Consider the following 6962-nt stretch of genomic DNA (forward strand, 5'->3'; position numbering starts at 1 on the left):
GCCTACACCCGGCTCACCGAGGTGCGGCTGATGGCGTACGAGCACCTCTTCGACGCCGAACTCGACCTCGGCGGGCACCGCGAGGCGATCACCGAACTCCAGCAGCTGCACGCCCAGTACCCACTGCGTGAACGGTTCTGCGAGCAGCTCATCACCGCGCTCTACCGCTCGGGGCGCCAGCCCGAGGCTGTGCGAGAGCCGCTGGCGGGTGCGGTGGTAGGCGTCGAGCGCCTCGGCCTGGCGCCCCGAGCGGTAGAGCGCGGTGATGAGCTGCTCGCAGAACCGTTCACGCAGTGGGTACTGGGCGTGCAGCTGCTGGAGTTCGGTGATCGCCTCGCGGTGCCCGCCGAGGTCGAGTTCGGCGTCGAAGAGGTGCTCGTACGCCATCAGCCGCACCTCGGTGAGCCGGGTGTAGGCGAGCCGGCTGATCATGCCCTGGCCGGTGTCGAGGAGCGCGGGCCCGCGCCACAGGGCCAGGGCCTCGGTGAGCAGCTTGACCACCCGCTCGGGAGAGGCCCGCCGGGCGGCGGTCGCCTGCCGCACCAGGGCGGTGAACAGCGAGGCGTCGACGTCCCGTTCGGGCAGCGACAGCGCGTAGCCGAACCCGGACGTCTGGATGAGTCCGCGCGGCCCGTCGCGCCCGGTGCGGGACTCGATGATGCGGCGCAGCCGCGCGACATGGCCCTGGAGCGAGTTCTCGGCGTTGCGGGGGAGTTCCTCTCCCCACAACTCGTCGATGAGATCGTGCCGCGAGACCGGCCGGCCCGGCGACAGGGCGAGTGCCGCCACGATCGCCCGTAACTTCTCGCCGGGAATACGGAACGTGAGATGACCGTCGGTGATTTCCAATGATCCGAGCAGACGAACTTTCACCGTGTGCTTCCCCCGTGCTTCGTGCTGGAATCCCATGGTTCCCGCCGACGCCTGAAGGGATCTTCCGGCAGCGCCGGTGGACAGTGTGATCTCCGCTGCGAAAAGCGGTGATCTTACCCCGTAACGAACATGGACGAAGCGTATTTGTCGCTTCTGGCAGGGTCAACGCAATAGCGGGGCGAGTGACCCGCTGTGAGGGGGCTCACGCGGAAGCGTGCGCACCGCCCGGCGCGCCTCATCCGACGAGCCGCAGCGCCGTGTCGGACCGCCCCACCCGCACCGTCTGACCCCACGTCAACTCCAGGGCGTCCGACTCGATTCCGTCGCCGAAGACCACCAGGCGGTCCGACTCGACCGTGACCCGCAGGCGCTCCGCGCCCTCCAGCACCCCCTCCACCCGACTCGTCCCGGTCGTGGGAGAGGGCCACGCCTCCCGGACGAACCAGACGAGCCGGGGATCGGCCGGACCGGGCAGCGTGAGCCGGCTGCCGCGCTGCTGCCAGAGCGAGCGCAGCCAGCCCGTGGCCCCGGTCCCGGTACCCACCAGCAGACCGGAGGAGGCCTGCGGCTCGGGCGAGGCGGCCGGGTCGTCGGGACCCAGGCGGTAGCGGGCGGTCTGGTGGCCCGGCGGGCCCAGATAGATCTCGTTCAGCGCCAGCAGCCGCTGGGTGTCGTCCGCCACCGCCTCCACCATGGTGAGCTCGTCGGCGCGGCCCGTCGCCGCCGACGCCAGCAACTTCCCCGCGTCGGAGGGGCGGTGGCGGACCAGGACGCCCGGGTTGCGGCCCGGGTCGGTGTCGATGCCGACCACGGGCTGGCCCGAGAGGTACTTGGCGGCGTTGGCGACCAGTCCGTCCTGCCCGACCACCACGACCACGTCCTCCGGAGCGAACAGGAACCGGGCCAGATCGGCGCGCTCCACCCGCGACCGGCGCCACCGCAGCGGCACCGCCGCCGCCACCTCGGTGAGCGCCCGGTGGACGCGGTGGTGGCGCTCGGCCACCTCGTCGAGGGAGCGCCCGCGCGAGGCGAGGAAGAAGGCGGCCTGGCCGTGCGTGCCGTGCCGGGCGAGCAACTCCTCGTACTCCGTGGTGCGGTGGACCAGCACCGCGCGCGGCGCGAGGCTCACCGCTCCTCACCGCCCGGGCGGCCCAGCTTGGCGAGCAGGCCGGTGAGCACGTCGGGGGAGAGGGTGAGGCTGTCGATCCGGGGCAGGTTCTCGGCCAGCCGGGTCGCGGTGAGCGCGTGGAGCGTCGCCGTGTCGGTGTCGCTGTGCGCCCGCAGCCAGGCGGCCTGCGCCTGGGCGCGCGCCTCGCCGGTCGTGCGGGCGGCTTCGGCCTCGGCGCGGGCGAGCCGGACCGTACGGGCGGCCTCGGCCTCGGCCCGTACCCCGTCGGCGGCGGCCTCCTCCTCGGCCTCGCGGCGGGCGTTGGTGCCGTGCTGCTCGACCAACTGCTCCTCCCTGCGCGCGAGTTCGATCCTGCTGGCGAGCTCGTTCTCCGCGATCGCGCGCTCGCGTTCGACGGCCACGGCCCGCCGCTCGTACGTCGCCCGGTCGGCCTCCTGCTGGATCTGCTCGCGGGCCGGGGTGCGCAGCGCCCGCTCCACCTCCGGCTCGGGGCGGATGGCGACGACGCGCACGGCCACCACCTCGATCCCGGTGGCGGGCAGCCGGGGCTCGGCCGCCAGCCCGTCCGCGATCCGCCCGCGCACCGAGGCGACCCCGTCGACGAGGGCCGCCGCCAGCGGGGTGCGGGCGAGGACGTCGAGCGCGTGCTGCTGGGCGGTCTCGGTGAGCAGCGTGGACAGCTGTTCCAGCGGGGCGCCGCGCCAGACACCGCTGTCCGGGTCGACCGAGAAGTCGAGACGGGCGGCGGCCACGGCCGGGTCGCTGATCCGGTAGGTGACGGTGGCCTGCACGGTGACGTCCTGGAAGTCCGAGGTGCGGGCGTGGAAGGCCATCGCCAACTCCCGGTCGTCGACCGGGACTTCGGAGAGCGCGGCGCTCAGCGGCCGGAACCAGAAGCTGAGGCCGGGCCCGTCGTGGACGAGCCGGCCGCGCTTGTGGTGGCGGATGTGGGAGGTGGGGGCGGAGCGCAGATGGCGCAGGCCCAGTCTGCGGTTGATGTCGGCCATGGCGGGAGACCTCCTTGTTTTCGTCATGGCGACGATATTGGGTCTCCTTCATATCGTCAAGGTGACGAGATGAGAATCCGGCGACCGGGTTTTACCCGTCCGGTATCCGCGAAGCCGTTGACATGTACCGGCCCGGTCATGAATCTTGATGCTCGAAACCGCACTGTTTCAAGCATGAACGCGCACGCACCGCACCCCTTGTTGTTCGACAGCGGCTTCGGCGGCAGCCCGCAGACACTCGGGAAGCGGCTCCGAAGCGGCTCGGTACGAACGGAGAACACTCCTTGCGGAATCTTCGACACCGCCGAGGGAGAGTGGCCGCCGCCGTGCTCGCGGCGACCGCGCTCTCCCTCACCGCACTCACGGTCCCGGCTGCCTCGGCGGCCGACGCCGCCCCGCCCTCGGGCACGCTCGACGGCGCCTCCCCCGGCGTCACCTGGCAGAGCCCGGTCTACCCCAAGGGCACGGTCGGCTCGCCCGACAAGTGCGGCACCGCCGCCGAGGACCCGGCGAACGCCGTCTGCGCCCGCTTCGACCTGACGGTGAACCCGCCGGCGGGCGAGTGGGACGACAACCCCGAGGGCGGGGTCCCCGTCTCCATCCAGTGGGAGAAACCCACCGACGACTTCGACCTCTACATCTACGACTCGGCGGGGAAGAAGGTCGCCGAGAGCGCCGGGACCGCCGACCCCGAGGCGACGGTCATCCCCAAGGCGTCCGGCACGTACCACGTGGTCGTCGTCCCCTACGACGTGCACGACAACTCCTTCACGGGCAAGGCCTATCTGCCCGAGGCGAGCGACGCCGGGAACCTCACCGGCTTCACCGGCGCACACGGTACGTACGAGATCGCGGCGGGCGCCCTCAAGGCCCGGGCCGAGTTCTTCGAGGACGACACCCTGCGGCTCCAGGCATCACCCGACGGCGTCCTCGCCGACCCGCCCGGCAGCCGCATGATCCAGCGACAGCCCCGGCCGCGCCGGGCCACCAGCTCCTTCGACGCGGGGGCCTACTACGGCATCCGCGCCCAGGACACCGTGCTGCGCGTCTACAAGAAGCCCCTGCGGTTCGCCCTCTACAAGGCCGACAACCGCACCGCGATCTGGCAGGAGGCCGACCCGCTGCGCTGGACCACCGGCGGGCTGCGCCAGAGCCTGGCGCGCGGCGCGGACGAGCAGTTCTTCGGCGGCGGAGAGCAGAACGGCAGCTTCTCCCACCGCGACCAGGTGATGAACGTCGGCAACAACACCAACTGGAACGAGGGCGGCTACAACAACTCCCAGCCCTTCTACATCTCCTCGGCCGGCTACGGCGTCTTCCGCAACACCTTCGCCCCGGGCGTCTACGACTTCGGTCCCCGCGTCCGCACCGGCCAGCAGGAACGGCGCCTGGACGCCTACTACTTCACGGGTGACGTGAAGTCCGTGATCGGCAAGTACACCTCCCTGGTGGGCAAGCCGTTCATGCCTCCGGTGTACGGGCTCGAACCCGGCGACTCCGACTGTTATCTGCACAACGCCAACCGGGGCGAGCGGCACACCCTGGACGCGCTCAAGGTGGCCGACGGCTATGTGGCGAACCGGATGCCGCTGGGCTGGATGCTCGTCAACGACGGCTACGGCTGCGGCTACGAGAACCTCGCCGAGACCGGGCAGGGCCTCAACGCCAGGAACGCCCAGCTGGGTCTGTGGACACAGGACGGCCTCGACAAGCTCGCCGAGCAGGTCAAGGCGGGCCAGCGGGTCGCCAAACTCGACGTCGCCTGGGTCGGCAACGGCTACGGCTTCGCCCTGAACGCCTGCGACCAGGCGAAGGCCGGCATCGAGGACAACAGCGACGCCCGCGGCTTCGTCTGGCTGCCGGTCTCCTGGGCGGGCGCCCAGCGCTGCGGCGTGCTGTGGAGCGGCGACCAGAAGCTGAGCTGGGACTACATCCGCTGGCAGATCCCCACCTACGCGGGCGCCACCCTCTCGGGAATCGCCTACAACACCGGTGACGTGGGCAGCATCTACGCCCACGACCCGAAGATGTACGCCCGCGACCTCCAGTGGAAGGCGTTCCTGCCCGCGATCATGACCATGGACGGCTGGTCCAGCGACCTCACCACGCATCAGCCGCACGACCAGCAGCCCTGGCTCGACGGCGAGCCGTACACCTCCATCAACCGCAAGTACCTCCAGCTCAAGGAGCGCCTCATCCCGTACATGTACGGGCTCTCCCGGGAGGCGACGAAGACCGGTGTCGGCGCGGTCCGGCCGCTCTCGCTGGAGTACCCGGACGACCCGGCCACGCTCGGCCCGAACGCCAAGTACGAGTTCCTGGCGGGCCCGGACTTCCTCGTCGCCCCGGTCTACAGCGACACGGAGGTACGCGACGGGATCTATCTGCCGAAGGGAACCTGGACGGACTACTGGACGGGGAAGACCTATCAGGGCCCGACCACGGTCAACGGCTACAAGGCGCCCCTCGACACCCTCCCGCTGTTCGTGAAGGGCGGCTCCATCGTGCCGATGTGGCCCAAGGGCACGCTGTCCTGGCAGACCCGGGACAAGGGCGAGCTGGACTACGACATCTACCCGCGGGCGGGGAAGTCCTCGTACACGCTGTACGAGGACGACGGCGTGACCCGGCGGTTCGCCCAGGGCGCCGCCGCCACCCAGCAGGTCCAGGTGCACTCGGCGGGCCGCGCCTCGGTCATCGAGGTCGGCCCCAGCGTGGGCACGTACACGGGCAAGCCCTCGGCGCGCGCGTACCGCTTCACGGTGCACACGAAGTCCGCGCCCGGCGCCGTCGCCCTGGGCGGTGAGCGGCTGCGCCGCCACGGCTCCGCGCAGGAGCTGTCGGCGGCCGGATCGGGATGGTTCTACGACGCCCGGACCGGCGTGACGGAGGTGAAGACAGCCTCGGTCCCGACCGCGCACGGCTTCACAATCACCCTCGTCTGACCCCACGGACAGCGGGGCCGCACCGGACTTCCCGGTGCGGCCCCGCTGTCCGTCCGCGCTCTCAGACCGGTACGCGCGCCGGTTCCGGGGCGCGCGGCGCCGGGACCTGCGGGGGCTCGGCGCCGGTCAGCATCAGCACGCCGCGGGCGGCGACCGCCGCCGCCACCGCGGCCGTGAGCCAGCCGAGCGGGCCGCCGTGGAACCGCTCGCCCAGCAGCGCCACCCCGATCACGGCGGCAGCCGCCGGGTTGGCGAGGTTCACCACGGCGAGCGGTGCCGCGAGGCCGCCCCGGAACGCGGACTGCGAGAGCAGCAGCCCGCCCACCGCGAACGCCGCCACGAGCACGGCCAGCAGAGCCGTCTGCCACCAGGCGAGCGGGCCGCCCGGCAGTTCGCGGGCGAGCGAGGCGGTGACGGTCTGGGTGAGCGCGGAGCCCACACCGGAGGCGACACCCGACGCGGTGGCGTGGCCGAGGCCGACGCGGCCGTGGCCCTCCCCGGCCCGGGAGGCCGCCGCGATCAGGAGCGCGGTGGCCGCCGCGACGGCGAGCGCCTCCCGCAGACTCAGCGCGTCCCCGGGCGCCGCCGGCCCGGTCACCGCGATCAGTCCGGCCAGCCCCGCCAGCGTCCAGGCGGCGCCGCGCCACTCGCGCCGGGTGACCCGGCGCCGCTGGTAGTACGCGCCGATGGGCAGCGCGGCGACGAGTGTGAGCGCGCCCAGCGGCTGGACGAGGGTGAGCGGGCCGTAGTGGAGCGCGCCGACGTGCATGAGCGCGCCCGCCGCGTTGAGACCGACGGCCGACCACCACTGGGGGCGGCCGAGCAGCGCGGCAAGTCCGCCGCCCCCGTCGGTGGAGGCCAGCCGGGACTGGGCGACGGSGGCGAGGGCGTACCCGGCGGCCGAGGCGAGGGAGAGCAGGACGGCGAGGACCGCGGACCCGTTCATCGCAGCGCCTCCGCGAGCACGGGCTCGGGGGCGGGCTCGGGGGTGCCCGTGCGCCCGGAGGT

At 72.4% G+C, this 6962-nt stretch carries 4 protein-coding genes and 2 pseudogenes; 2 read left to right on the forward strand and 4 right to left on the reverse strand.

Annotated elements, in window-relative coordinates; all coding sequences use genetic code 11:
- Positions 1 to 30: 30 nt before the first annotated feature.
- Positions 31 to 138: pseudogene (locus tag ACJA3G_RS26020) on the forward strand (BTAD domain-containing putative transcriptional regulator); the annotation flags it as partial.
- A 39-nt stretch (positions 139 to 177) separates the two neighbouring features.
- Here the strand turns inward: ACJA3G_RS26020 and ACJA3G_RS26025 are convergent.
- The 3 genes and pseudogenes from ACJA3G_RS26025 to ACJA3G_RS26035 all read right to left on the reverse strand — a co-directional run.
- Positions 178 to 909, reverse strand: a pseudogene (locus ACJA3G_RS26025) (BTAD domain-containing putative transcriptional regulator); the annotation flags it as partial.
- A gap of 199 nt (positions 910 to 1108) precedes the next feature.
- Positions 1109 to 2002, reverse strand: a complete 894-nt coding sequence (locus ACJA3G_RS26030; protein WP_406555477.1) for a hypothetical protein — start codon at positions 2000 to 2002, stop codon at positions 1109 to 1111.
- Positions 1999 to 3009, reverse strand: a complete 1011-nt coding sequence (locus ACJA3G_RS26035) for an SPFH domain-containing protein (protein ID WP_406555478.1) — start codon at positions 3007 to 3009, stop codon at positions 1999 to 2001. Before ACJA3G_RS26035 ends, ACJA3G_RS26030 begins: the two co-directional genes overlap by 4 nt.
- 314 nt (positions 3010 to 3323) lie before the next feature.
- On the opposite strand from ACJA3G_RS26035, the gene ACJA3G_RS26040 reads away from it, so the two are divergent.
- Positions 3324 to 5954, forward strand: a complete 2631-nt coding sequence (locus tag ACJA3G_RS26040) for a TIM-barrel domain-containing protein (RefSeq protein ID WP_406555479.1) — start codon at positions 3324 to 3326, stop codon at positions 5952 to 5954.
- 61 nt (positions 5955 to 6015) lie between these two features.
- Here the strand turns inward: ACJA3G_RS26040 and ACJA3G_RS26045 are convergent, their stop codons facing one another.
- Entirely contained in the window at positions 6016 to 6900 is an 885-nt protein-coding gene (locus ACJA3G_RS26045) for a DMT family transporter (protein WP_406555480.1), read from the reverse strand.
- Positions 6901 to 6962 lie beyond the last annotated feature (62 nt).

Origin of the sequence: Streptomyces sp. YS-3 (genome assembly GCF_045257485.1) — a bacterium.
In the GTDB taxonomy this organism is placed as follows: domain Bacteria; phylum Actinomycetota; class Actinomycetes; order Streptomycetales; family Streptomycetaceae; genus Streptomyces.